Origin of the sequence: Pseudomonas sp. R62 (assembly GCF_000257605.1) — a bacterium.
In the GTDB taxonomy this organism is placed as follows: Bacteria; Pseudomonadota; Gammaproteobacteria; order Pseudomonadales; family Pseudomonadaceae; genus Aquipseudomonas; species Aquipseudomonas atacamensis.
This window is the reverse complement of sequence record NZ_JH635998.1, coordinates 126,720-128,345: the sequence shown is the minus strand read 5'-3', so window position 1 is coordinate 128,345 and position 1,626 is coordinate 126,720. Positions and strand designations below refer to the sequence as shown.

The window sequence follows — 1,626 nt, the reverse complement described above, 5'->3', positions numbered from 1 at the left end:
GATGCGCAGGTCTTCGATGTTGATCTCGCCGACGATCTTGCGGATCTGCCCGAAGACCTTTTCGCCGCGAATCGCGCCGAGACGGAAACTCACATCGACCAGACGCAGCACGTCGAGGTAATCAAGGCTTTCGATCCAGCGCCGGTACTCATCCAGTTTGCCGGCGGCATAGATCCCGCCGACCACCGCGCCCATCGAACAACCGGCAATGCAGGCGATGTCGTAGCCGCGTCTTTCAATTTCTTCGATAACGCCGATATGGGCATAGCCCCGGGCGCCACCTGAGCCCAGCACCAGTGCGACACGCTTTTTCATCAAACTTCCTCCCGACAAGCCTGCACAATGCACGCATCGGCCAAGCGGCTCAATCGCCAAGGTCGTTGCGCGAAGCGGTGACGTCGTTTTTCGTTCGCGGCGCACGCTTGCGCGCTATGCTCTGCGCCACGTGGTTTGACCGGTCAGCGAGGCACTTTTTCGCCGCTTGACCGTCTTACCTGCACGACTGTTGACCTACCTTGAGGTGTGAGTGATGAAAGCCTGGATCTGTGTACCGTTGATGGCTCTGGTTCTGGCCGGTTGCGCCGGCAAAACCGCGTACCGCGACAGCTGCGGCAGCCAACTCGACGCGGCCTGGCACGAACTGGACCTGGCCAAGGCTGAAGGCTTCGCCGGCACCGTCAGCTATTCCAAAGCGCTGTCGCTGCTGACCGCCGCCAAGACCCAGCAACAATTCGAAGGCTTCGAAGGCTGCAGCAAGAAAGCCGAAAAAGCCCGCTTCTACATTCGCGAATCCCGCGCAGGACGTTAAAAAAGCAGCTGCAAGCTTCTAGCTGCAAGCGGCAAGCTTAAAGCGACCGCGTTCAGCTTGAAGCTTGTAGCTTGCAACTTGAAGCTGTCCTACGGAGTAGACCCCCATGATCGATCGCTTGGTGGCTCATGTTTTGAGCCTGGATGTGCGGCTGCTGGCATGTCAGGCGCGCTTGACTGCGCGCACTGATCCGGAGGCGTTGCATGATTTGCGCACTACGGTGCGGCGCTTGCGCAGTCTGTTGCGGCCGTTGCGTGGCTTGCCGGGAGTCGAGCAACTGGAGGCGGCGGCTTCTGCGGTGGGCGATCTGACCACACCGTGGCGTGATCGCGAAGTGCTCGCGGCGTATCTGCTCGAGCATGATCAACCCGAGGCTGCGCAGCGGCGTCTGGCGCAAATGGCCGAGGCGTATCCGGCGCTGGCGGCGAGTGCGGAACTGGCTTCGCTGCTGATGATTCTCGACGCGTTTCCACGATTTTTGCGCGCGTCCGAGCGTCAGGGCTTGCTCAAGGATCTGGGTAAACGCATCGAAAAACGCCTGGGCAAGCAATGGCAGAAACTCGACGAAGCGCTGCACGATCCCGCCCATGACCGCCATCGTCTGCGCCTGCTGATCAAGCGCGTGCGCTATGGCATCGAAGCCTATCCCGAGCTGGATCGCTTGCCGAAACCGGCTTACAAACGCCTGAAATCGGCGCAAGGCGCACTGGGCGACTGGCACGATTGCTGGCAATGGCTGGCCCGCGCCGAACAGGAAGCCGATCTGCAACCGTGCGTGGCCACCTGGCAGGCCGGGTTGATCAAGGCAGAGCTGAAGG

At 60.8% G+C, this 1,626-nt stretch carries 3 protein-coding genes; 2 read left to right on the top strand and 1 reads right to left on the bottom strand.

The window, feature by feature from the left end; all coding sequences use genetic code 11:
* A partial coding sequence (locus OQK_RS02095) for a patatin-like phospholipase family protein (RefSeq protein ID WP_038860434.1) occupies positions 1–315 on the bottom strand: 315 nt, incomplete at its 3' end.
* A 214-nt stretch (positions 316–529) separates the two neighbouring features.
* Here OQK_RS02095 and OQK_RS02090 point away from each other — a divergent pair.
* Together OQK_RS02090 and OQK_RS02085 are read left to right on the top strand one after the other, a co-directional pair.
* Positions 530–808 carry a hypothetical protein gene (locus OQK_RS02090; RefSeq protein ID WP_016770894.1) on the top strand — a complete coding sequence of 93 codons (279 nt, stop codon included), beginning with the start codon at positions 530–532 and terminating at the stop codon, positions 806–808.
* Between the two features lie 106 nt (positions 809–914).
* A partial coding sequence (locus tag OQK_RS02085) for a CHAD domain-containing protein (RefSeq protein ID WP_016770893.1) occupies positions 915–1,626 on the top strand: 712 nt, incomplete at its 3' end.

Coding starts and splice junctions, on each gene's coding strand:
- OQK_RS02090 (WP_016770894.1), top strand. CDS start 530: ATGAAAGCCTGGATCTGTGTACCGTTGATGGCTCTGGTTCTGGCCGGT.